Origin of the sequence: Tomitella cavernea (assembly GCF_016599145.1) — a bacterium.
GTDB classification, from domain to species: Bacteria; Actinomycetota; Actinomycetes; order Mycobacteriales; family Mycobacteriaceae; genus Tomitella; species Tomitella cavernae.
The window spans coordinates 20201-43319 of record NZ_JAENKO010000040.1; the positions used below are offsets into that span (position 1 = coordinate 20201).

Below are 23119 nucleotides of genomic sequence, written 5' to 3' on the forward strand. Positions count from 1 at the left end.
TGGGGCCCGACCCTTTTTACTTGCGGTGCGGTGGCCTACGTGGTCTGGGTGTTGGTGCCTTCGCTGTCTCCGCCGTCGCCGTTGTCGTCGCCACCGATGGCGCCCATGACGCAGTCGATGATGGTGGTGATCGAACCCGTGCCAGTGTCGGCGTCCTCATTGTCGGTGCCGGTTCCCTCGTCGCTGGAGAAGCAGCCGAGGACCGCCGTCACGCTGCCGAACATCGAATCGCCCTCGTCGGCGGCATCGGTCTCGGAGCTGCCGGTGTCGCCGAGGATGTCCGTGATCGAGCCGAGCAATTCGCTCGAACCGGCGTCGGTGTTGTCCTCGGCCGACGCGACGCCCGGGACGATGAATGCCGCCGCCACAGCCATGGCGAAACCGCCGCCTACGACGCGCTTGAGGGCAGAAGTGTGGGTACGCACGTGAGTTGCCTCCGTTGTCGCTGAGATGTTCAGTTGCAATGTGCGAGTGGGCTAGACCACCGGCACAAGAGGGACCTTTCCCGGTCGTGGGGCCGATGTCAACGAACCAGCGGCATTTTCGAGATGGCTGGTTGTGAACGCCGGGGCGTGAGATTCCACAGGGTTGGTGGACATCGAGATAGCGGGATCAGAGGCCCTGCTGGAAGGCTGTCCCCATGCCCGATCCCGCGATCGTCTGGTTCCGCCGCGACCTGCGGCTGACCGACCTGCCGGCACTGCTCGCCGCCCGCGACCGCAGCACACGTGCGCTCGCGGTGTTCGTCCTCGACGATGCGCTGCTGCGCCCGGCCGGCTCCCCACGGATCGCCTTCCTCGCCGGCTGCTTGCGCGCCCTCGACGCCGACCTGGGCGGCAGGCTCCTTCTCCTCCACGGCGACCCGGTGGAGGTCATTCCTCAGCTCGCCCACTCCATCAATGCCGACTCCGTACACGTCAGCGCCGACTTCGGCCCGTACGGCACGCAACGCGACGACGCGGTCCAAGCGTCACTTGCAGCGGCGGGCGTCCCCCTCATCCGCACCGGATCGCCCTACGCCGTCACCCCAGGACGCATCAGCACGAAGGCCGGTACGCCCTACAAGGTCTTCACCTCCTACCGTCGCGGCTGGCTGGACCACGGCTGGCGCTCGCCGGCCGCCACCACCGCGGACAGTCTCGCCTGGCTCGACCCGGCCGAACTCCCCCCGCTCGCGGGTGCGCTCCGGTGCTCCGCGCTCGGCGCACTCCCGGGCATCGGCGACGAGCGGGACGGTCCTGCGTTGCCGCCACCGGGCGAGGCGGCGGCGCTGCGCCGGTGGCGGACGTTCCGCGACGAGCGGCTGACCGGCTACGACACGCACCGCGACCGGCCGGACCGGGACGCCACCACCAGGCTCTCCCCGCATCTGAAGTTCGGGTGCATCCACCCCCGCACGGTGCTGCACGATCTGCGCGAGAGCCCGAGCTCGGCCGCATCCGTGCTCCGCAGCGAGCTGGCCTGGCGCGACTTCTACGCCGACGTGCTGTTCCACCGGCCGGACACGGCGCGCCGCAACTACAACCCGCGGTTCGACGCGATGCGGTACGACGCAGGACCGGACGCGGAGGCCGCGTTCGACTCCTGGCGCGAGGGCCGCACGGGCTATCCCATCGTCGACGCGGGTATGCGGCAGCTGCTCGGCGAAGGCTGGATGCACAACCGGGTACGGATGATCACCGCGTCGTTCCTCACCAAAGACCTGCACCTGCCCTGGTGGCGCGGCGCGCGGCACTTCATGAAACACCTGGTGGACGGTGATCTGGCATCCAACCAGCATGGCTGGCAGTGGACGGCCGGGTGCGGCACCGACGCCGCCCCCTACTTCCGCGTGTTCAACCCCGTCACGCAAGGCGAGCGGTTCGACCCGGACGGCGACTACGTGCGTCGTTGGGTGCCGGAATTGCGGCACATCGACGGCAAAGCGGTGCACCGGCCCTGGGCGCGCGGCGCGGCAGCTCCCCTGTTCTCGGTCAACGGCCCCGTCTCCGCCGATATGCCCGTCTCCGTCGGTACACCCGGATACGCCGATACTTCCGCGTATCCGTCGCCGATCGTCGACCATGCGGAGGAACGGGTGGTTGCACTGGCCCGGTTCGGGGAAATCCGATGACCACCGCCGCCCTGCGCACAGACCTTGAAGGGCGTAACCACCAGGAGGTATGACGGCACATGGGCATCACCTACTCGAGCGTCATCGGCGCCTCGCGCGAGGAGGTCTTCGCCTGGCACGCGCGGCCCGGCGCCCTCCACCGCCTCATCCCGCCCTGGCAGCCCATGCGCGCTATCGCCGAGGCGTCCTCGCTGGCCGACGGGAGCGCCGTCCTGGGGCTGCCCGGCGGCCTCCGCTGGTATGCGCAACACCAGCCGGACGAGTACGACCCACCCCGCCGCTTCGTCGATCAACGCGTGAACGGCGGCTGGTCGACGCTGCCCGCCGCGGCAGCGGGCCCGTGGCGCCACGTGCACGAGTTCAGCGACGCGGGCAACGGGCGCACCCGGCTCACCGACACCGTGCACACACCCGTGCCGGAATCGCTGCTGCGCCCCACCTTCGCCTACCGGCACCGGCAGCTCGCCGACGACCTCGCGGCGCACGCACGGGCGCGCGCCGCCGGCATGGCGCCGTCGGTCGTCGCCGTCACCGGGGCGTCGGGGCTCGTCGGCTCCGCACTGTGCGCGTTCCTCACCACCGGCGGGCACCGCGTGCTCCGCCTGGTCCGCCGCGCGCCGGTCGCCCGGGACGAACGCCGGTGGGACCCGGAGGCCCCCGAGCCCGGGCTCCTGGAGGGCATCGACGCGGTGGTGCACCTGGCGGGCGCGCCGATCGCGGGACGGTTCACCGACGCCCACAAGGGCGCGATCCGCGACAGCCGCGTCGGCCCCACCCGCCGGCTCGCCGAGGCCGCCGCCCGCGCCGACGACGGGCCCGACGTGTTCGTCAGCGCGTCCGCGATCGGCTACTACGGTCACGACCGCCCCGGCGGGATTCTGGGCGAGGACGCCGAGCCGGGCGCGGACTTCCTTGCCGGCGTGGTGCGCGAATGGGAGGACGCAGCCCGGCCTGCGACGGTAGGCGGGGTGCGCACGGTGCAGGTGCGTACCGGGATCGTGCAGAGCCCGCTCGGCGGCACGCTGCGTCTGCAGCGGCCGCTGTTCACCGCCGGCCTGGGCGGGCGGCTCGGCGCGGGCACGCAGTTCCTGTCGTGGATCGACCTGGACGACCTGACGGACGTTTACCACCGCGCGCTCTACGACGCGCAGCTGAGCGGGCCGGTCAACGCGGTGGCCCCAGGAGCCGTCACCGCGGCCGAGCACGCGGACACGCTCGCGCGGGTGCTGCACCGCCCGTCGTGGATGCCCGTGCCGGCACTCGGACCCCGCCTGCTGCTGGGCGCGCAGGGCGCCCGCGAGCTGGCCCTCGCCGACCAGCACGTCGTGCCGGAGGTGCTGACCGGGCGCGAGCACCGTTTCCGTCGCCCGGAGCTGGAGCAGTGTCTGCGGCACCAGCTCGGCCGCCACCGCGGCGCCGGGCTGCACGCGGTGGCGTGAGCGGCGCGCACCCCCGTACCCATCCGCGGGCGCTGCGGCGCCGAATCCACCTCAGCAATCAACGTTGTGCCGACGATGGAGTAGCCGCCGATGACCTACCAGCATCCCGCCACGACGACGCGTCCTCGGCGAGTCGCCGTGATCGGCAGCGGTATCGCGGGTCTCATGGCGGCGCACGTGCTCTCCCGCCACGACCACGTGACGCTCTTCGAGGCCGCCGGCCGCCTCGGGGGCCACGCCGACACGCACCGCGTCGACCTCGGACGCGGCCGCAGCGTAGACGTGGATACGGGCTTCATCGTCCACAACGACCGCACCTATCCGAACCTGCTGCGCCTGTTCGGCGAGCTGGGCGTCGTGACCCGCGACACCGACATGTCGATGTCCGTCCGCAATGCGGCCACCGGTCTCGAGTACGCGGGCGCCCGCGGCCTCGGCGGACTGTTCCCGACGGCGCGGAACCTGACGCGCCCGCGCTACTTGCACCTTCTCGCCGAGGTGCCGCGTTTCCACCGGGCCGCGCGCCGCACCCTGGCGGCGCCCGCCGCCGGCCCGGATGCGGCAGAGACGCTCACGGCGTTCCTGGCCCGGCACGGGTTCGGCCGCTACTTCACCGACAACTTCGTCGCCCCGCTGGTGGCCGCGGTGTGGTCCTGCGATCCCCGGCAGGCCGGCGAGTACCCGGCCCGCTACCTGTTCACATTCCTCGAACACCACGGCATGCTCACCGTCTTCGGTTCGCCCCGGTGGCGCACCGTAGTGGGCGGGTCCGCCCGCTACGTCGAGGCGGTGGCGGCCGGGGTCGCGCAGGTACGGACGGACGCCCCCGTGCTGCGGGTGACGCGGTTCCCCAGCGGGGGAGTGCGTTTGGCCTACCGGTGCGGCCACGGGACCACCACCGCCGCGGACTTGTTCGACGCGGCGGTGATCGCCGTGCACCCACGCCAGGCTCTGGGCCTGCTCGACGAGCCGACGCCGTTCGAACGCGCGGTGCTGGGGGCCATGCCGTACTCGGTCAATCATGCGCTGCTGCACACCGACGAGTCCGTGCTGCCCCGCGCCCGCCGTGCCCGTGCCTCGTGGAACCAGCTGACCCCGGCGGGGCGCTCCGACGCCGGCAGCGTCGTCGTCACCTATGACCTGACCCGGTTGATGCGGCTGGACGAGCAGGTCGGCGACCGGCGCTTCCTCGTCACCCTCGGCGGCGCGGGCCTGGTGGATCCGGCCTCCGTCATCGACGAAATGACCTACGAGCACCCGATCTACACGATGGCCTCTGTCGCCGCCCAGGCCCGGCTGCCGGAACTCGACACCGACGCCGTCGCGTTCGCCGGCGCCTATTACGACTGGGGTTTCCACGAGGACGGCGCCGCGTCGGGTCTGCGTGCGGCCGAGCGGATCGGCGGCAGCTGGGACCGCCCGCGCCCCCGGGCCGCGGCGGCAGGGCGGTAGGCCGGGGCCCGTCACGGACTACGGGTATACCCACGTACCGTTCACGGGAGGACGACTCGTGTGTGATGACGTCGGTTTTGCGGGCCGGAGGGTTCCTGAAAGCAGACCGATGCGGCTGGCTGTGCCTGTGGAGCGAGGGGAGTTCGACGGTGAATCGGGACTCAGGTACCGGCCCGCACGTGCTCCGCTGGCTGCTGCCGGCCGTCGTGGTCCTCGCGTGGCTGGTGATCGGCGGCGTGGGAGGCCCGCTGATCGGGCAGCTCGCGAGCGTCCAGTCCAACTCGCAGACCTCCTACCTGCCCGCGTCGGCCGAGTCCACCCGCGCGGCGGAGCTGCAGAAGCAGTTCGCGGACACGGACACCGTGCCCGCCGTGCTCGTCGCCGACCGGTCAGGCGGCCGGCCGGTGACCGATGCGGACTCGGACTACCTGCAGTCGCTGTCGGAGTGGGCGACCGGCTCGGGCGCGGGGGCGCAGCAGGGTTCGCCGCCGATCCGCTCCGACGACGGCCAGGCGCTGGAGATGGTGCTGCCGGTGGACGCTGCGGACACCTCGAACGCCGTCGAAGCGCTGCGCACCCACGTCTCCGACACCGCACCGGACGGGCTGCGTGTGCTCGTATCCGGGCCCGCAGGCCAGGCGGCGGACCTGGGCGTGGCGTTCTCCGGCATCGACGGGCTGCTGCTGGGCGTGGCGGGGGCGGTCGTGTTCGTCATCCTCGTCATCGTCTACCGCAGCCCGCTGCTGTCGATCTTCGTTCTCGTGTCCGCTGTGTTCGCCCTCGCCGGCGCGGGGGCGATCGTGTATCTGCTCGCCGGCAGCGATGTGCTCGTCCTCAACGGCCAGAGTCAGGGCATCCTGTTCATCCTCGTCTTCGGCGCCGCCACCGACTACGCGCTGCTGCTGGTCTCCCGGTTCCGTGAGGAGCTGCACCTGGACGGCCGCCGGATCCCCGCGGTGCTCCGGGCCTGGCGGGGCGTGCTGGCGCCGGTCGCCGCCTCGGCGGGCACGGTGATCCTCGGCGTGTTGTGCCTGATGCTCTCCGAGCTCAACTCCAACCGCAGCCTGGGGCCCATCGCCGCCATCGGGATCGCCGCCGCGTTCGTGGCGTCGATGACCTTCCTGCCCGCGGTGCTCGCGCTCACCGGCCGCGCGGCGTTCTGGCCGCTGCGCCCCGCGATCACCGGCCGCAGCGTGCGCGACGCCGAGGACGCCTCCGGCGGCGAGCGCAAGGGCCTGTGGTGGACGATCGCCCGCAAGGTGGACGCGCACCACACCGCGGTGTGGGTGGTGTCCGCGCTGGTGCTCGCGGTGTGCGCGGCATTCACCCCGCAGCTCAAGGCCAGCGGCATCCCGCAGTCCGATATCTTTCTCACCCAGGTCGATTCGGTCACCGGGCAGTCGGTGCTCAGCGAGCATTTCCCGGGCGGTTCGGGTTCGCCCGTGCTGATCTTCGCGCGTCAGGGCGCCGCCGCCGAGGTAGTCGACCGGGTGCAGGGGGTGCCCGGGGTGGCGCCCGGCGTCGCGCCGGTGTCGGCGTCGGGGGCGCCCGGCGGCCCGCCCAAGGTCGTCGACGGCCGGGTGCAGGTCCAGGCCACGCTGGCATCGGCCGCCGACTCGAGTGCCGCAGAATCCGCCGTCCGCGGCATCCGCGATGCGGTGCAGGCGATTCCGGGTGCGGACGCCGTGGTCGGCGGCACCACCGCGACGCAGATCGACACCCAGGACACGGCCGCGCGCGACCGTAACGTCGTCATCCCCGCCGTGCTGGTGGTGGTGCTCGCGGTGCTGATGCTGCTGCTGCGGGCCGTCGTCGCCCCGGTGCTGCTGCTGGCCACCGTCGTTCTCTCCTACGCCGCGACCCTCGGCGTGGGCGCGCTGGTGTTCAACCACATCTTCCACTTTCCAGGCGCGGATCCGACGGTGCCGCTGTTCGCGTTCGTGTTCCTCGTCGCCCTGGGAGTGGACTACAACATCTTCCTGATGACGCGGGTGCGCGAGGAGTCCGCGCGGCACGGCACCCGCGAGGGCGTGCGCCGCGGGCTGGCCGTGACGGGCGGCGTGATCACGTCGGCGGGGATCGTGCTGGCTGCCACCTTCGGCGCGTTGGCGGTGATCCCGCTGATCTTCCTCGCCCAGGTGGCGTTCCTGGTGGCCTTCGGGGTGCTGCTGGACACGATCATCGTGCGCTCGGCGCTGGTTCCGGCGTTGACGCTGCAGATCGGCGACCGCGTCTGGTGGCCGTCGCGGCTGTGGCGCGGCGCGCCCGGTCGCGGTCGCGACGCCGGTGAGGGTATGAAGGGGCCGTGATGAACAACGACCCGGTGCGCGAACCGGATTCGGGCTCGCCACTGCCGGTGGGGGACACGGACCGTGCGGCGGCGGCCGCGCGGCTCGCGGAGGCGGTGGGACACGGCCAACTCGACCTCAACGACTACATCGACCGGCTCGACAGGTCCGGCCGGGCGCGCACCGGTGCCGAGCTTGCGGAGATCACGGGTGACCTCGCGCCGATCGTCGGCACGACGCCGGCCATTGTCCCCCGCAGTATCGCGCTGTTCGACAACGTGGTGCGCGCCGAAAACTGGCGGCTGCCCGCGCGATCCAAGGCCGTCGCCGTGTTCGCGGACATCGAACTGGACCTGCGACCGGCGACCATCACCGACGGCGAGATCCGCATCGACGCCACCTGCGTGTTCGGCGACATCCGCATCACCGTTCCCGAAGGGGTCGAGGTGGTGCTGGACTCCGATTCGGTGCTGTCGGACACGCACTCGTGCACGCTCGCCGCGGTGCCGCGGATTCCCGGGACGCCGCTCATCCGAGTGCAGCCCGCCGGATGGTTCGGCCGGGTTCTCATCGAATCCCGCGCGGCGGACGAACCCCGGTTGAGCACCCGATGGCGGGAGGGCTGGCGGCGATGGCGGGCGAAACGCAACCGGTAGCCGCGCCCCGCCGGTGCGGTGCCGGTCAGCCGAGCGGCGTGAGCGTGAAGGCTCCGACGACGAAGGGCCCCAGATACGCCGGCCCCGAATATCCGCCGTGCCCGTCGCTGTTCATCACCACCCGGTGGCCGGGGAAGAAGTCGACGTAGCCGCCGGTGGGCGTCGGATGGATCGGGTAGCGCCCGATCAGAACGAGGTCCCGGCCCTCGACGTGCCCCACGCGCTGCAGCAGCACGCTGCCCGCCGACAATGTCGTCGAAGTGTAGGCGCCGGGGGCGACCTCGGCGGACGCCTGGCCGGCCGCGCCGAACAGTGCGACGGCGCCGATCGCGGCGGTGATTGCGGCGGTCCGGGTTATGACTGCACGAGCTCGTGTGAACATCGTCGGCTCCTCGCGGGGTGGACAAAGAACGCTACGCGCGGCTTCCTCCTGCTGTCCATGCCGGGAGGCGCGTGTGCGGGCAGTGGCGTCCCTGGGGATGTGACCTGCGCGGTGGTCGGGTCGAGGAACGATCGCCCACCCATCCGCTCCGGCAGCCGCGCCGAATCCTCACTATGATGGAATCCGTGGATATGCAGGCGGCGGCGACGGCGCTGTACCTCACCCGCATCACCCACGTGCGCACCGAGCCGGTGCGCCGGCGCATGGTGCATACGAGCTACTGCTGGTTCGTCGACCTCGACGATCTGCCGCGCCTGCCGGGGCCATTGGCGCCGCTGGCCCGGTTCCGCGGCGCGGACCACCTGGGCGGCGCGCCCGGCGAGGGGCTGCGCGCCCGTGTCGACGCCTTCCTGGCCCGGCATGGTGTGGACCTGTGCGGCGGCCGTGTCACCGCGATGATGAACGCGCGGGTGCTCGGCTACGTGTTCAATCCGCTCACCGTCTACTGGTGCCACGATCCGGACGAGCGGCTCGTGTGCGTGATCGCCGAGGTGCACAACACGTACGGCCAGCGCCACAGCTACCTGCTCGAGACCGACCGGCGCGGCCGGGCGTCGGCGGACAAGGCGTTCTACGTCTCCCCGTTCAACGACAGCGACGGCCGCTACGGCATGGCCCTGCCCGAGCCCGGCGCCCACCTGGCGCTCAACGTGACGCTGCACCGTGACGGGCACGACCCGTTCATCGCCCAGGTGACCGGCGACCGTCTGCCCGCGACCGTCGGGAACATCCTGCGTGCCCAACTGCGCGCCCCCTGGGCGCCGCTCGCGGTGTCGGCGTACATCCGCGCGGAGGGGGTCCGGCTGTGGGCGCGCGGCCTGCCGATCCTGCCGCGTCCGGCGCACCCCCGGCACGCCGCATCGGACAGCCGACCGGGTTCGACAGCACTGGGACAGGCCCGGGACGGCGATGCCGACCGTGCAGGTGGAACCGTGCGCGTGCCCGACGCGCCGCGGACGGTCCGGGCGCGCCTGGCCGCCCCGGTGGTGGCGCTGCTGTTCCGCCGGATCGCCGGCCGGCTCGCCGCCCAGGGCACTCCGATCCGCATCGAGCTGCCCGACGGCACGGTGATCGGCGACGCGGCCGAACCGTCGCCGGACCTTCCGCCCGCCCCGCGGATGATCCTGCACGATCCCGCCGCGTTCGCACGGCGCGTCGGTGCCGACGGACTGATCGGCTTCGGCGAGGCCTACATGGCCGGGGACTGGGCGTCGCCGGACCTCGACGCGGTGCTCGCCCGGCTGGCCACTCGGATGACCGACCTGGTGCCGGGGCGGCTGCAGGGCCTGCGGAGGCTCTACGTGCGGGCCAGGCCGCAGCACGAGCGCAACACCACGGAGAACGCGCGCCGCAACATCGCGGAGCACTACGATCTGTCGAACGACTTCTTCGCCCTGTTCCTCGACCCGACCATGACGTATTCCAGCGGGCTGTTCGACGATGCGCAGGCGGCCGGATGGGGCGATCTCGCCGCGGCGCAGCGGGCCAAGATCGACCGGCTCCTCGACGCCGCCGGGGTCGGCGAGGGCACGCGGCTGCTCGAGATCGGCACGGGCTGGGGGGAACTGTGCATCAGGGCGGCGGCGCGCGGTGCCCACGTCCGCTCGGTGACGCTCTCGGAGGAGCAGCAGGCGGAGGCGGCCAGGCGCGTGCGGGCCGCCGGATACGGAGACAGGGTGCGGGTGGACCTGTGCGACTACCGCGCGGTCGACGGGCAGTACGACGCGGTGGTCTCGGTGGAGATGATCGAGGCGGTCGGGCACGAGTACTGGGCCGGCTATTTCCGTTCGGTGGACGCGTTGCTGGCGCCCGGCGGCCGGTTCGCGCTGCAGGCCATCACCATGCCGCACGACAGGATGCTGCGCACCCGGGACACCTACACTTGGATCCAGAAGTACATTTTCCCCGGAGGGTTCCTGCCGTCGGCGCAGGCGATCGAGTCGGTGGCGCGCCGGTGCACGGATCTGCGTGTGCGCGGGACGATGTCCTTCGGTCCGCACTACGCGCGCACGCTGCGCCTGTGGGACCAGCGCAGCCAGGCGCAGAGCCGGCGGATCGCCGCGCTGGGGTTCGACCGGGTGTTCCGGCGCATGTGGCACTTCTACCTGTGCTACGCGGAAGCCGGGTTCCGGTCCGGCTACCTGGACGTGCAGCAGATAGTGCTCGATCGCCCCGTGGAGCGCACGCCGGCGCCGCTGCAGGTCGGCACAGACAGGGAAGGCCGGTAGTTTCGGGATATGCACGAAGAGACGACGATGACGATGCACGCGCCGATTCAGGCGGTCTGGGAGCTGGTCAGCGATGTGACGCGGATCGGCGAGTTCTCGCCGGAGACGTTCGAGGCGGAGTGGCTCGGCGGTGCGTCCGGGCCGGCCGCCGGCGCCCGGTTCCGCGGCCACGTGCGCCGCAACGAGATCGGCCCCACCTACTGGACCCCATGCACGGTGCTGGTGTGCGAGCCGCGGCGCGAGTTCACCTTCGGCGTCGGCTCCGCCGACAACCCCATCACCCGGTGGGGCTACCGTCTGGAGCCCCGCGCCGACGGGGACGGGGTGGATGTGACCGAGACGTTCGATTTCACCTCGGCGCTGTGGGCACGGCCGTACTGGATTCTGCTCGGCGCGGTGCGCGGACGGCGCATCCGCAACGACATGCGCCGCACCCTGGAACGGATGCGGGACGTGGTCGAGTCATGACCGATGCCGGGCATGCGCTGCGGATGATGGCCGATTCCGCGCTCGATCGCACTGTGGTGCCCGGCTACTCGCGCTTCGGGTACGCGCTGCGGGCGCGGCTGTGGCGCGGCGGGGAGGGCCCGGACCTCGCCGACGGTGCGCTTGCCGGTGGCATCGTCGCAGTGACGGGCGCGAACTCCGGCATCGGCAAGGCCGTCTCGACGCAGCTCGCAGGGCTGGGCGCGCAGGTCGTGATGCTCGTGCGCAACACAAGCAAGGGCGCCGACGCACGCGACGAGGTTCTGCGCGCCCATCCGCAAGCCGACGTCCGCGTGGAACGCTGCGATGTGTCGGACCTCGACGCTGTGCGCTCCACCGCGCGGCGGCTGAGGTCGTCGCTGCCGAAGCTGGACGCCCTCGTCCACAACGCTGGGGTGCTGCCGGAGTCGCGCGGCGAATCGGCGCAGGGCCACGAGATCACGCTCGCCACGCACGTTCTCGGCCCGTTCCTGCTCACGGAGGAGATGCGGCCACTGCTGGCCGGAGCGGCCCGGCCGCGCGTCGTGTTCGTCTCGTCGGGAGGGATGTACACGCAGACGCTGCACTCCGAGGACCCCGAGTACCGCTGCGGACAGTTTCGCGGTGCCACCGCCTATGCGCGGACCAAACGCATGCAGGTCGCGTTGCTGCCGCCCCTCGCCGAGCGCCTGTCGGGCGAAAAGGTGACGGTGGCGGCGATGCATCCGGGTTGGGTCGAAACCCCCGGTGTCGCCAGATCGTTGCCAGGGTTCCACCGGCTGGTAGGCGCTATCCTCCGCAGCCCCGACCAGGGTGCCGATACGATCACCTGGCTCGTCGCTACCGGCCGGGAGTTGCCCGGCGCGCGCTTGTGGCATGACTGGGCGCCACGGCCGGAGCACTATCTGCCGCGCACCCGCTACTCCGCCGACGACAGGGACGCGCTGTGGCGGTATGTGCGCAGCGCGGTGGAGGGCTGACGGCAGGACCCCTACCCGTTCGGCAGCGTCGTCAAACCCATCCGGCGAGTCTGCTGCTTCGAATCCTTTGCATGAGAGTGTTCGCATTTTCGCAACTGGGGACGGAGCCCGAGAAGCAGCGGGCGAAGGCGGCCTCGGCATGCACCGAGCCTGTCCGGTGACGGGGTGAATGCGCGATGGCGATGCGACTGGCGCCGGCGGGGGCGGCGCGGCGGCGTTCCTGGGACGGCCGAGTGACGTGCTCCGGTAGCATTCTCGCCTGTGGAGAGTCCGACAGCGTGAGCGCACGACAGCGTGCAGGCGAGACCACCGACCCGGCCACGCTGCTGGGTCGGCTCTCCGGCGGCGACAGGGAGGCGTTCGCCGATTTCTACCGCGTCACCAGCCCTCGGGTCTACGGAATGGTGTTGCGCGTACTGCGCGACCCGGGCTACACGGAGGAGACGGTCCAGGAGGTCTACCTGCAGGTGTGGCGCACGGCGTCGTCCTTCGACCCCGCCAGGGGCTCGGCGATGTCCTGGCTGATCACGCTCGCGCACCGGCGCGCCATCGATCGGGTGCGCAGTGAGCAGGCGAGCACGAACCGTGACAATGCCTACGGGGCAGCGGATACGACCACCGGATACGACGATGTGGCCGAGGCCGTCGTCCGAGGTGATGAGCAGCGCGCGGTGGCGGACTGTCTGGAGACGCTCACGGCCGTGCAACGCTCCAGCGTGGACCTCGCCTACTACGGCGGGTTGACCTACAGGCAGGTGGCCGAACGACTGCAGGTGGCCCTTCCCACGGTCAAGTCTCGGATGCGTGATGGCCTCGCCCGGCTGCGCGACTGCCTCGGCGGGCAGAGCCGGAACCGCAGGGGGCGCAGCGATGGCTGAACAGATCCGGATCGTCGGTCCGGGCAGTGACGACGAGCTGCTGGGCCTCGCCGCGGCCTACGCGCTCGACGCGGTCGACGACGCGGAGCGCCGGGCCATCGACTCCGCAATGGATGCCGCCCACCAGGGGGTGCGCGACGAGTTCCTGCGGCGCGTCCGCGGGCACCGCGAGGCGCTGGCGGATTTTGCGCGGAGCACCGAAGAGCAGCCGCCCGAAAGCCTGCTCGGCGGGATCCTGGCGCGGATCGACGCGGACGGGGACATGGCCGGGCCGGCCGGCCGCGCAGCACCGGGACACGTGCCGCCCGCGCCGGTGTCCCTGGACGAGCAGCGGCTCCGGCGGCGCTGGCGCTGGACGCGCGGAGTGGGAGCGGCAGCGGCGGCCGCGGTTCTCGTGGCCGGGGGCGTGGTGATCGGCAACCGGATCGGCGGCACCGAGGGGCCGCCTGCCGCGGCGCAGGTGTTCGACGCGTCGGATGTCCGCACCGGCGCCGTCGACGTCGGCGGGGGCACGGCCACGGTGGTGTATTCGCGGGACGCGAACGCGGCGGTGCTGCTGATGGACGGCGTCGCGCCGCCGCAGCCGAACACCGTCTATCAGCTGTGGCTGTTGGGGTCGGATCACCCGCCGACATCGGTGGGGATGATGGAACCGGCCGAGGTGACGCCGTCGACGCGTGCCGTCGTCGAGGACATCGACGCTTCCACCCGGATCGGCATCAGCGTCGAGCCGCCCGGCGGTTCGCCGCAGCCGACGAACGTTCTCGCGACCATCAGCCTGGCCTGACGGCCGTCCGTACCTATCGCGGCAGGCGCGCCGCGCGCCGGTTCGCACGACACGCCGGGAGAACACGCGCGCGAGATGCGGATCGGCGCGCGGCGCCCGCCACCCGCCGGGATCACCGGCGCTTTCGTCTGACGAGCGGACGGCCCGCAGCGTGCCCGGCCCGCCGCCTCCAACGAGGCGGCGGGCCGGGGTTCCTGCGGGGGACCGTCAGCTCTGCGGGGGCATGAGCACGCTGTCGATCAGGTAGACGGTGGCGTTGGCGGTCTGCACGCCGCCGCACACCACCGACGCGCCGTCGACCTTGAGGTCGTCGCCGCTGCCGGTGACGGTCACCTCGGCGCCCTCGACCGTTTTGTGGTCACCGGCGATCTCGTCGGGGCTCAGCTGTCCGGGCACCACGTGGTAGGTGAGGATCTGCGTGAGCGCATCGGCGTTGGTCTGCAGCATCGACATGGTCTCCGGGTCGATCTTCGCGAAGGCGTCGTCGGTGGGGGCGAAGACCGTGAACTGCCCGCTGTTGAGCGTGTCCACCAGGTTGACGTCCGGGTTGACCTGGCCGGACACCGCCTTGGTGAGGGTGGTGAGCATCGGGTTGTTCGAGGCCGCCGTGGCGACCGGGTCCTGCGCCATGCCCGAAACCGAGCCCGGGCCCGACGGGTTCTGCTCGGCGTACGTCGCGCAGCCGGGGCCCACCAGGTTTGCGGCCGGTTCGGCCATGCCGTCGGAGGAGGCGGTCTCCGACGCCATCGCGGTGCCGGATGCGGCGGATCCGGACGTCGCGGAGTCGCCGCCGCCCGAGGAGCAGGCGGTGAGGCCGATCGCCGCCGCCGCGGACAGGGCGACGATCCCGCCGAGCCTTGTACGAGTGGTTGTGCGCATTGCGGTTCCCTTCGGTCTGTGTCCGGGGCGCGCGGCGCCGGACCGGTCGAGCAGCTGTCGAGAGTCATTCGCTGCCGCGGCTGCGGCGGATGGGTGGCGGCGGAGAATGATTCGGCGCCCATCCGCCGGCGCCGCCGCTCCGAATCCCCGAACATGACCAGACCGCAGGAACCGGCACAGACGGACGCGGATAGGCCGAGGCGCGGGCGCCGGGCCGCGCTGCTGTGCGCCCGCGCCGCCACCGGAATCCTGGCGGCGGGGCTTGTGCTCGGTGTCGGCGAGCTGGTGAGCGTGGCCGTCGCGCCGAACTCGTCGCCGTTCTTCGCGGTGGGGGCGACCACGGTGGACCGGGCGCCGGCGTGGGCCCGCGAGTTCGCCATCGACACGTTCGCCACCAACGACAAGCCCGCCCTGTTCGCCGGCATCGCGCTCGTGATCGTCGTGCTCGCCGCCGTCGCCGGACTGGCGGAACGGCCGCGGCGGCCGGCGGGGTCGGTGATGCTGTTCGCGGGCGGGGCCGTGGGGATGTATGCGGCGCTGACGCGGCCGGAGGCCACTGCGGCGTGGGCGGCGCCGACGGTCGTTGGCGTGGCGGCGGGGATCGTCGCGCTGCGGCTGATGCAGAAGACGCTGGCGCACGAGTCCGCGCCAACGGGGGTGGGGGCGGATCCGGCCTCATTGCCGACGCCGGGGGAGCGGCACGGTGTGTCGCGGCGCCGGTTCTTCGCCGTTTCGGGCGCCGCCGCGGCGGTCGCAGTCGCCGCGTGGGCAGGGGGCCGCTCGCTGGGCGCCCACCTGCGCGACGTGGTCGCCGAGCGTGCGCACCTGCGGCTCCCGTCCGTCGCCGACCGCGCCGCGCCGATCCCGCCCGGTACCGACATCGACGTGCCAGGATCCACGTCGTTCATCACCCCCAACCCGCGCTTCTACCGGATCGACACGGCGCTGCAGGTGCCGGCCGTGAGCACGGACGAGTGGCAGTTGCGCATCCACGGCATGGTGGGACGCGAGCGCACCCTGGACTGGGATGATCTCGCCGCCCGCACGCCGGTCGAGCGGATCATCACCTTGACCTGCGTTTCCAACGAGGTGGGCGGGAGCCTGGCCGGCAACGCCACGTGGATCGGCTACCCCATGCGTGATCTGATCGCCGAACTGGACGTGGATCCGGAATCGGACATGCTGCTTTCCACCAGCGCCGACGGGTTCACAGTGGGCACGCCGGTGGCCTCGCTGACCGACGGGCGCGACGCGATGCTCGCCGTGGCCATGAACGGCGCGCCGCTGCCCCTGGAGCACGGCTACCCGGTACGCCAGGTGGTGCCGGGGTTGTATGGCTTCGTCTCCGCAACCAAGTGGGTGGTGGACTGGGAGTTCACGCGATTCGACCGGGCGCAGGCCTACTGGACGCGCCGCGGCTGGGGCGCGAAGGCACCGATCAAGACGGCCTCGCGCATCGACGTGCCGGACGCGTTCGCGACGGTCGGGCCCGGCCGGGTGCGGGTGGCGGGCACCGCGTGGGCGCAGCACCGCGGCATCGCGGCCGTCGAGGTGCGGGTGGACGACGGCCCGTGGCACCCGGCGACGCTGGCGGAGGAGTACTCGATCGACACGTGGCGGCAGTGGTTCTGGGATTGGGACGTCGCCGCCGCGGACGCCGGCAGCGCGACACTGCAGGTGCGGGCCACCGACGGTGACGGCGTGGTGCAGACGCCCGAGCGCACCCCGCCGATCCCGGGCGGGGCCACCGGTTGGCAGAGCATCGTCGTCACAGTCCGGGAGTAGCGGCCGGTGCGGCTGCGATCGGCCGCGTGGCCGGCGGATGCCCGCGGCGACTGGGTGGAGAGGAACCTGGCGCACCTCGCAGGAGGGCGGGCCAGGGCGGCTCCGGCCCGCCTGCGAGGGCGGTGCTAGCGATCAGCTCAGCCGAACAGGTTCGCGAGGCTGCCGTTGACGAAGTCGAACGCGTCGTTGACGTTTCCGACGAACATGGCGCCGAGGTCGCCGATCGAGCCTGCAACGTAGTTGAACATGTCCTGAAGCGATCCCATGATGTTCCTCCTGGCCCAGGGGCACCCGGTGCCATCACGTGAATTCAGATGCCGCCCATTGCATCGCCGCGACGGCGGGAAAGGTTACCTGGCTCACCCGACTCGTGGATGGTGATGCGTGTCATGGGTCCGTTCGGATGACATCCGGTGCTGCCGGAATTCCGGCCATTGCACTGAAGGGTGTATCCACCGCGGCGACCACCGGGTAACCTTGCGGCGTTGCTTGACGATGGTCCTGGTGAAGTGCGGTGAATCGCCGCGCACGCTGCGGCGGACCGCCTCCCGGTCGGGGGATCGGGCGGAGTCGGGCAGAATCGTGATGCGTTGACCCGTGATGGCGTCGGGTCTTAGTGAGGAGTTGATGGAGCGGATGAGCCCACAAGGTAAGGCCGGAGTGGTCCGGCGGGGGACGCGGGCCGTGGTCGCGGCTTCAGTGCTGGCGCTGTCGTCGATGGCGCTCGTGCCGGCCGTCGCCCAGGCGGAGGTGAACTGGGAGAACAGCTCCACCGACATTCAGAACGACCCGGAGTCCTACCCGCGGCTGTCCGCCCTGATCAACAAGATCGAAAGCACCACGATCGTCTCCGCGGACAAGAACGTCCCGGAGTACAACACGCCCAACAAGTGGAACGAGCAGGTCGCCGCCTCGCACCTGGTGCGCGCCCGCGCGATGAACCTCGCGCCGGATGGCGTGACGGCCCCCAAGACCGACACCAAGAACCGCGTCAGCGACCCGCTGATCATCAACAACTCGTCCTACCAGGACTGGCAGTCGGACCGGAACATCATCCTCGACGTCTACTCGGCGTCGATGCAGCGCACCATTCCGATGCACGTGATGCTGCCCGCCGACCCGGACGTGGCCTCTCCGGTGCTGTACCTGCTCAACGGTGCGGGCGGCGGTGAGGACGCCGCCAACTGGAGCGCCCGCACCGACATCCAGTCGTTCCTCAAGGACGAGAACGTCTACGTCGTGACCCCGCTCGAGGGCATGTTCTCCTACTACACCGACTGGCAGCAGCCCGTCGAGGAGCTCCACGGCTACAACAAGTGGACGACGTTCCTCACCGAGGAGCTGCCGTCCATCATGAACCAGACCTTCGACACCAACGGCAAGAACGGCCTCGCCGGCCTGTCGATGTCCGGCAGTGCGGTGCTCTCGCTGGCCGAGTGGGCCAGCGACAACGGCTCCGAGGCCAACGGCGGCACCCCCGGCGGCAACCTGTACAACGCCGTGGGCGGCTACAGCGGTTGCGCGGCCACGTCGACCTTCCCCGGCCAGCAGTACGTGGAGGTCGTGACCGGCATGCGCGGCGGTATCGACGTCGAGGACATGTGGGGCCCCAAGGGCGGCCCGGACTGGGTCGCCAACGACGCGGCCGTGAACGCCGAGAAGCTCAAGGGCATCGACTACGTCTACGTGGCCACCGGCAGCGGCCTGCCGGGGGAGCATGACACGCTGGCCAACCCGGAGCTCGAGGGCAATCAGTTCGCGCTGGCCAACCAGATCGTCGTCGGCGGCGTGATCGAGGCGGCCACCAACATGTGCACGCACGACCTGGCGAACCGCACTAACGCCATGGGCATGACCAACATCACCTACAACTTCAAGCCCACCGGCACCCACTCGTGGGGGTACTGGCAGGACGACCTGCACGACTCCTGGGGCGGAATGGCGGCGGCCATGCAGGTTCCCCCGCGGAACTGACACGTGTAACGGCGGCCATCCGATGGATCGCTGAGGCACACTGATTTACTGCAAACGTCGGCGGCGGCGACCGGAAGAGGTCGCCGCCGCCGACGTTCCTCATTGCATTGAACGGTACGGTGGTGCGGATGGGGCGCGTACGTTTGCCCAGGTAGGCGCGGTCGTGAACGCCTGACCAGCACTGATGGCATCGGGACTGAAATGGTCTTGTGATGGGCGCAACATTCCGGTTAGATGGACGGCGGCGCCCGGAGGGGGCGTTGGAGGGTGTTTCGCCCCATGCACGATCAACCCAGTAGGAGACAATATGTCTTTCAAGCGCACTCCCGCGGACGGCTCGCTCTCTTCGCTCAGCGGCGGTTCCAGCGGCGGCAGCAGCGGTGACCTCGGCTCTTCCCAGATCGCCGATCTGGGCGACATGCTCGAGACCATCGGCGGCATGCTGCAGGATATCGCCGGCTTCAGCGCCAGCTGATCTCCGTAGTAACACACAGGAGCCCCGCACGTATGTAACGTGTGGGGCTCCTGTTGTGTCGTGGGGCGCTAGTGTTGATCCCGCCGCATCGTCGGCGTCGTGAGAGGAGACCGCCGTGGGCGAATCGAAGAGCTTTTCCATGACCCTTTCCGCCGAGGGCTCCGGCGACTGGAGTGTCCCGCTGGTCGCGCTGTTCTACGCCGTCATCACCAAGCTGGCACCGGACTTCTTCTGAGCACGCCCGCCCGTTGCGGCGCCGGCCGGTTGGTCAGAACAACGAACCCGGGCCGCCGATCGGTGCGACGAATGCGCCCCGTTCGGCCAGCCAACGAGCCGGGTCCACGGCGACTCCGGCTGCGTTCCGGACTTTGAAATGCAGGTGCGGCCCCGTGGGGTCGCCACGGTTGCCCACGGTGGCGATCTGCCGGTCGGCCCGGACGTTCTGTCCTCGCTCGACGAGGGCCTCGTTGATGTGGCCGCAGATCGTGGTGCTGCCGTCGTCGTGGAGCACACGCACCCACAGTCCGAACCCCGAAGCGGGGCCGGCATCGGTCCCGATCCCGTCGGCTGCGGCCGCCCCAGCGCTCCGGAGGTGCCGGCCGCAACGAGCGCCAGCTTGTTGCACACCGGGCAGCCCACCGCGAACAGTGCCAGAGCGGCGCCGCCGTAGGCGCCGGACCTGCCGGCGGTGTCCTCCCGGCGGGCCATCCGGATGCCTAACCATGCCGCCGTGAGTACGCACGTGGCGACGAACTACTATCATGCATAGTAGTGACTGTGGGACTGCCGCGGGATGCACCGTTGTGCAACCCGCGGCGGTGGATACCCGCACGCCACGCACGAAGACACGGAGCGCAGATGAGTACGAGCCCTGGACCGGACCGCACGCCGCGCGCCGTCGGCAACACCCGGCGGCGCCTTGAGATCGCCGCAATGGCGGTGCTCACCGTCGTCGCCGTCACGCTCGGGGTGCTCCTCTTCACCGGCAACGACGGGGGTGGCGGAGCGGAATCGCAGACGGCCGCATCCGAGGGGCGGGGAGTCACGCCCGGTGAGTCCGGGCCGCTCGGCGAGCTCGCGAACCGCGAACCGGGTGACCCGTTGGCGCTCGGCGCCGTCGATGCCCCCGTGACGCTCGTCGAGTTCGCCGACTACCGGTGCCCGTTCTGCGCGAAGTTCAGCCGGGACATCGAGCCCGCCCTGATCGAGAAGTACGTCGATTCGGGGCGGTTGCGGATCGAATGGCGTGACATGCCCATCTACGGCGACGAGTCGATGCTCGCTGCCCGCGCCGCGCGGGCCGCGGCCGAACAGGGCCGCTTCTGGGAGTTCAACCGGGCGCTGTATGCGGCGGCCCCGGATGGCGGGCACCCGTCGATGAACGTCGACAAGCTGCGCGGTTTCGCAGAGGACGCCGGCGTGCCGGACATCGGACGGTTCACCGCACAGATGCGGAGCGCTGAGTTCGACGCGGCTATCGCCGCGGACTCGACGCAGGCCCAGCAACTGGGCATCCCCGCTGCCCCCGCGTTCTCGATCAACGGCAATCCGATGCTCGGCGCACAGCCGACCTCGGAGTTCACCGACATGATCGACACGCTGCTGGACGGGCAGGACGGCGCATGAGCTCCGAGATCGGCCTTCTGGGCGCGCTGCTCGGCGGCATGCTGCTCCTGCTCAGCCCCTGCTCGGCGCTGCTTCTGCCGTCCTTCTTCGCCTATGCCTTCGACGGGGTCGGCAAGCTTGCCGCGCGCTCTGCGCTGTTCTACCTGGGTCTCGCGACGGTGATGGTGCCGCTGGGCGCCGGAGTCGGCGCCTTCAGTTCGCTGGTGACGCGGTATCGGGGCACCGCCACACTGGTCGGCGGGATCGTGCTGATCGTGTTCGGCGTGGTGATCATCGTGGGCAAGGGCTTCTCCTTCGGGCCGGCCCAGCGTGCCAGCGCGTCGATCAAGATCTCCGGAAACGTCTCGGTGTATCTGCTGGGAACCGTGTACGCGCTGGCCGGGTTCTGTGCCGGGCCGCTGATCGGGGCGGTGCTCTCGCTGGCGCTGATCGGGTCCAACCCGATCTACGGCGGCATCATCGGAGCGGTGTTCGCCCTGGGCATGACACTGCCGATGTTCCTGTTGGCGCTTCTGTGGGACCGTTTCAGCCTCGGCGACAGGCGCTGGCTGCGCGGACGCGGAATCAAGATCGGCCCGCTGCACACCCACACCACATCATTGGTGTCGGGGCTGCTGTTCATCGCGATCGGCGCGCTGTTCCTGGCCACCGACGGCACGGCGAACCTCGGTGGGATCGTGGGGGTCGACACCGACCAGCAGTTGCAGGAGAACGTGAGCCGTTTCGCCGGGTCCGTCTCGAACGTGGCGGTGGTCTTCGCCGTCGTCATCGTCGCAGCGCTGGTGCTCGGGTGGCGGATACTCCGCCGGCGCCGCAGCGAACGGCGCGACGCCGGCAGCAGCGTGGACGACCGCGGCGAGCATGCTGACCACGCCGAGGGGGACCACGACCTGCAGCGCCGATAAGCGGATCTCCGAGTTCGCAGAGGCGAACATTGCGTGGACGGCCGTCCCGGAGATCCTGCCAGTGATGATGTACGAGACCCGCACGCGTGCGCCGCGTGCGCCCCGGGCCGCGCCGACGCTGACGCGGTCGTTGACGCGCACGACGGCCGTGATGCTGCCGGCGCTGTTCGTCGTGCAGCTCCCCATCACCTCGACCGGAGGCCGGCTGATCCTTTTCGGGGGTCTACGCGGGCGTCGCGCTGGTCGCGTTCGTCGCACATCGGCGTCATCTGTTCGCCACCCTGGCCGCACCGTGGCGCGGTACGGTGACGATCCACGCCGGACCCGTGCACCGGGACGGGGCGAGCGGCCCCGCGTATCCGGTGGGCTGACCGCCCCACGGTCCCGGTTCCGGGGATTTTGCCGAAAGCGCTTGCATTAAGTCGCCGGCAGGGTCATTGTTCGATGAAGGAAATTTTTGATCGACAGGCCTCCGCATCGACGACCGTCCGCGGCGAGGAGGGCCGGTTCCACTGATCCGCGCTGCGGGGGCATTGCCGTCAACACAGGTGTGCCGCCGTAGTGAGGATGGGCCCGGACATGACGGAGACTGTTCCCAAGCCGAGGCTGAGGCGGCCGTACCCGGGCCTCGCGCCCAAGGGCACGGCCATCTACCGGCTGATCACCACCACCGATCACAAGACCATCGGCATCATGTACATGGTCACGTCTTTCTCCTTCTTCATGGTCGGCGGCCTGATGGCGATGCTCATGCGCGCGGAGCTTGCCCGGCCGGAGCAGCAGTTCCTGTCCAACGAGCAGTACAACCAGCTGTTCACCATGCACGGCACGATCATGCTGCTGCTGTATGCGACGCCGATCGTGTTCGGCTTCGCCAACTACATCCTTCCGCTGCAGATCGGCGCGCCCGACGTCGCCTTCCCGCGCCTGAATTCGATGGCGTACTGGATGTTCCTGTTCGGCGGGCTGATCACGCTGGGCGGGTTCATCACCCCCGGCGGTGCCGCGGACTTCGGCTGGTTCGCCTACACGCCGCTGTCGGACTCGATGTACTCCCCGGGTGCCGGCGGCGACCTGTGGGTCATGGGCCTGGTGCTCTCCGGGCTGGGCACCATCCTCGGCGGCGTCAACATGGTGACCACGATCGTCACCCTGCGTGCGCCGGGCATGACGATGTTCCGGATGCCCATCTTCACCTGGAACATTCTGGTCACCGCCATCATGGTGCTGCTGGTGTTCCCGTTGCTCGCGGCGGCGCTGCTGGGGCTCATCATCGACCGGCACTTCGGCGCCAACATTTACGACCCGGCCAACGGTGGCGTGATCCTGTACCAGCACTTGTTCTGGTTCTTCGGCCATCCCGAGGTCTACATCGTCGCGATCCCGTTCTTCGGCATCGTCTCGGAGATCTTCCCGGTGTTCTCCCGCAAGCCCTGCTTCGGCTACGTGGGCCTGGTCTACGCGTCCATCTCCATCGCGGCGCTGTCGATGACGGTGTGGGCGCACCACATGTTCGCCACCGGCGCGGTGCTGCTGCCGTTCTTCTCGCTGCTGAGCTACATGATCGCCGTGCCCACGGGCATCAAGTTCTTCAACTGGATCGGCACGATGTGGCGGGGCCAGCTGACGTTCGAGACACCCATGCTGTTCTCGGTGGGTTTCATCATCACGTTCCTGTTCGGCGGCCTGACGGGCGTCATCCTGGCGAGCCCGCCGCTGGACTTCCACGTGACCGACACGTACTTCG

At 70.5% G+C, this 23119-nt stretch carries 21 protein-coding genes and 1 pseudogene; 17 read left to right on the forward strand and 5 right to left on the reverse strand.

Features of this window, described 5'->3' with window-relative positions; translation table 11 throughout:
* Positions 1-35: 35 nt before the first annotated feature.
* Positions 36-425, reverse strand: coding sequence for a hypothetical protein (locus JJ683_RS13685; RefSeq protein ID WP_200174908.1), 390 nt, complete (start codon positions 423-425; stop codon positions 36-38).
* A 215-nt stretch (positions 426-640) separates the two neighbouring features.
* Between JJ683_RS13685 and JJ683_RS13690 the strand changes: the two genes are divergently transcribed.
* The 5 genes from JJ683_RS13690 (at position 641) to JJ683_RS13710 (ending at position 7948) form a co-directional block, all read left to right on the forward strand.
* Entirely contained in the window at positions 641-2113 is a 1473-nt protein-coding gene (locus JJ683_RS13690; protein ID WP_200174909.1) for a cryptochrome/photolyase family protein, read from the forward strand.
* Positions 2114-2172: 59 nt separating this feature from the next.
* Positions 2173-3552, forward strand: a complete 1380-nt coding sequence (locus tag JJ683_RS13695) for a TIGR01777 family oxidoreductase (RefSeq protein WP_200174910.1) — start codon at positions 2173-2175, stop codon at positions 3550-3552.
* A 90-nt stretch (positions 3553-3642) separates the two neighbouring features.
* Positions 3643-5004 carry an NAD(P)/FAD-dependent oxidoreductase gene (locus JJ683_RS13700; protein WP_200174911.1) on the forward strand — a complete coding sequence of 454 codons (1362 nt, stop codon included), beginning with the start codon at positions 3643-3645 and terminating at the stop codon, positions 5002-5004.
* A 149-nt stretch (positions 5005-5153) separates the two neighbouring features.
* Positions 5154-7313 carry an MMPL family transporter gene (locus tag JJ683_RS13705; RefSeq protein WP_307810931.1) on the forward strand — a complete coding sequence of 720 codons (2160 nt, stop codon included), beginning with the start codon at positions 5154-5156 and terminating at the stop codon, positions 7311-7313.
* Positions 7313-7948, forward strand: coding sequence for a DUF1707 domain-containing protein (locus tag JJ683_RS13710; protein WP_200174914.1), 636 nt, complete (start codon positions 7313-7315; stop codon positions 7946-7948). The genes JJ683_RS13705 and JJ683_RS13710 overlap by 1 nt, the downstream gene beginning before the upstream one ends.
* Positions 7949-7973: 25 nt before the next feature.
* Here JJ683_RS13710 and JJ683_RS13715 read toward each other — a convergent pair whose 3' ends face one another.
* Positions 7974-8330, reverse strand: a complete 357-nt coding sequence (locus JJ683_RS13715) for a hypothetical protein (protein WP_200174915.1) — start codon at positions 8328-8330, stop codon at positions 7974-7976.
* A gap of 191 nt (positions 8331-8521) precedes the next feature.
* On the opposite strand from JJ683_RS13715, the pseudogene JJ683_RS13720 reads away from it, so the two are divergent.
* The 6 genes and pseudogenes from JJ683_RS13720 to JJ683_RS13745 form a co-directional block, all read left to right on the forward strand.
* Positions 8522-9220 (forward strand): annotated as a pseudogene (locus tag JJ683_RS13720) (DUF1365 domain-containing protein); the annotation flags it as partial.
* Positions 9221-9322: 102 nt separating this feature from the next.
* Entirely contained in the window at positions 9323-10618 is a 1296-nt protein-coding gene (locus JJ683_RS13725) for a class I SAM-dependent methyltransferase (RefSeq protein WP_372435301.1), read from the forward strand.
* 9 nt (positions 10619-10627) lie between these two features.
* A complete protein-coding gene (locus JJ683_RS13730; RefSeq protein WP_242474709.1) occupies positions 10628-11086 on the forward strand; it encodes an SRPBCC family protein in 459 nt (152 codons plus the stop codon).
* On the forward strand, positions 11083-12063 hold the full coding sequence (locus tag JJ683_RS13735; RefSeq protein WP_200174916.1) for an SDR family NAD(P)-dependent oxidoreductase: 981 nt from the start codon (positions 11083-11085) through the stop codon (positions 12061-12063). Before JJ683_RS13730 ends, JJ683_RS13735 begins: the two co-directional genes overlap by 4 nt.
* Before the next feature lie 278 nt (positions 12064-12341).
* Positions 12342-12941 carry a sigma-70 family RNA polymerase sigma factor gene (locus tag JJ683_RS13740; RefSeq protein ID WP_307810932.1) on the forward strand — a complete coding sequence of 200 codons (600 nt, stop codon included), beginning with the start codon at positions 12342-12344 and terminating at the stop codon, positions 12939-12941.
* Positions 12934-13728 carry an anti-sigma factor gene (locus tag JJ683_RS13745; RefSeq protein WP_200174917.1) on the forward strand — a complete coding sequence of 265 codons (795 nt, stop codon included), beginning with the start codon at positions 12934-12936 and terminating at the stop codon, positions 13726-13728. Before JJ683_RS13740 ends, JJ683_RS13745 begins: the two co-directional genes overlap by 8 nt.
* A 207-nt stretch (positions 13729-13935) precedes the next feature.
* On the opposite strand, the gene JJ683_RS13750 is transcribed toward JJ683_RS13745, so the two are convergent.
* Positions 13936-14607 carry a fasciclin domain-containing protein gene (locus tag JJ683_RS13750; protein WP_200174918.1) on the reverse strand — a complete coding sequence of 224 codons (672 nt, stop codon included), beginning with the start codon at positions 14605-14607 and terminating at the stop codon, positions 13936-13938.
* Positions 14608-14760: 153 nt separating this feature from the next.
* Between JJ683_RS13750 and JJ683_RS13755 the strand changes: the two genes are divergently transcribed.
* Positions 14761-16392, forward strand: a complete 1632-nt coding sequence (locus JJ683_RS13755; RefSeq protein ID WP_200174919.1) for a molybdopterin-dependent oxidoreductase — start codon at positions 14761-14763, stop codon at positions 16390-16392.
* A 137-nt stretch (positions 16393-16529) separates the two neighbouring features.
* Here JJ683_RS13755 and JJ683_RS19460 read toward each other — a convergent pair whose 3' ends face one another.
* The gene (locus JJ683_RS19460; protein ID WP_277952140.1) at positions 16530-16658 is read right to left on the reverse strand and encodes a hypothetical protein; all 129 of its coding nucleotides are present in this window, start codon (positions 16656-16658) and stop codon (positions 16530-16532) included.
* Positions 16659-17028: 370 nt separating this feature from the next.
* Here JJ683_RS19460 and JJ683_RS13760 point away from each other — a divergent pair, with 370 nt between their 5' ends.
* Positions 17029-18366, forward strand: coding sequence for an alpha/beta hydrolase (locus tag JJ683_RS13760; protein ID WP_200174920.1), 1338 nt, complete (start codon positions 17029-17031; stop codon positions 18364-18366).
* A 307-nt stretch (positions 18367-18673) separates the two neighbouring features.
* On the forward strand, positions 18674-18841 hold the full coding sequence (locus JJ683_RS13765; RefSeq protein ID WP_200174921.1) for a hypothetical protein: 168 nt from the start codon (positions 18674-18676) through the stop codon (positions 18839-18841).
* A 268-nt stretch (positions 18842-19109) separates the two neighbouring features.
* Here JJ683_RS13765 and JJ683_RS19780 read toward each other — a convergent pair whose 3' ends face one another.
* Positions 19110-19604: a peptidoglycan DD-metalloendopeptidase family protein gene (locus JJ683_RS19780; RefSeq protein WP_372435300.1), complete on the reverse strand. Its 495-nt coding sequence runs from the start codon at positions 19602-19604 to the stop codon at positions 19110-19112.
* 95 nt (positions 19605-19699) lie between these two features.
* On the opposite strand from JJ683_RS19780, the gene JJ683_RS13775 reads away from it, so the two are divergent.
* The 3 genes from JJ683_RS13775 to JJ683_RS13785 all read left to right on the forward strand — a co-directional run.
* Positions 19700-20467: a DsbA family protein gene (locus JJ683_RS13775; protein WP_242474710.1), complete on the forward strand. Its 768-nt coding sequence runs from the start codon at positions 19700-19702 to the stop codon at positions 20465-20467.
* A complete protein-coding gene (locus JJ683_RS13780; protein WP_200174922.1) occupies positions 20464-21372 on the forward strand; it encodes a cytochrome c biogenesis CcdA family protein in 909 nt (302 codons plus the stop codon). Before JJ683_RS13775 ends, JJ683_RS13780 begins: the two co-directional genes overlap by 4 nt.
* Before the next feature lie 579 nt (positions 21373-21951).
* On the forward strand, positions 21952-23119 hold a 1168-nt coding region (locus JJ683_RS13785), incomplete at its 3' end, for a cbb3-type cytochrome c oxidase subunit I (RefSeq protein WP_200174923.1).